Origin of the sequence: Sphingobium chlorophenolicum, from assembly GCF_000722875.1 — a bacterium.
Taxonomy (GTDB): Bacteria; Pseudomonadota; Alphaproteobacteria; order Sphingomonadales; family Sphingomonadaceae; genus Sphingobium; species Sphingobium chlorophenolicum.
The window spans coordinates 1-443 of record NZ_JFHR01000123.1; the positions used below are offsets into that span (position 1 = coordinate 1).

Here is a 443-nt window from a genome sequence, read left to right on the forward strand (position 1 = left end):
GGCGAAGCTCGCGCCCGAAACCGCGACCGTGCGACGCGGCGGGCAGACCAGCGAAATCCCGGTCGAGCAGATGGTCGTCGGGGACATTGCCATCGTCCGCCCGAACGAGCGCCTGCCTGCCGACGGCTTCGTCATCAAGGGCACCAGCGCGATCAACCAGGCCCCGGTCACGGGTGAAAGCATCCCGGTCGACAAGGTGCCGGTCGCAGATGCCGCAGCGGCACGCGCCAAGCCCGATGCAGTCGACGCGGAAAGCCGGGTTTTTGCTGGTACGATCAACGGCGGCGGCGCGATCGAGATCGAGGTGACACGCCGTTCCAATGAAAGCGCGCTTGCCAAGGTCGTGAAGATGGTGAGCGAAGCGGAGACGCAGAAGTCGCCGACGCAGCGCTTCACCGACCGGTTCGAACGGATCTTCGTGCCCGCCGTCCTGGTCCTGTCAG

General features: G+C 66.4%; 1 protein-coding gene. It reads left to right on the plus strand.

The genetic code is table 11. The features are described 5' to 3' along the window. Positions 1-443: P-type ATPase actuator domain-containing protein (locus BV95_RS22515; RefSeq protein ID WP_037457597.1), on the plus strand; the 443-nt coding region annotated here is incomplete at both ends.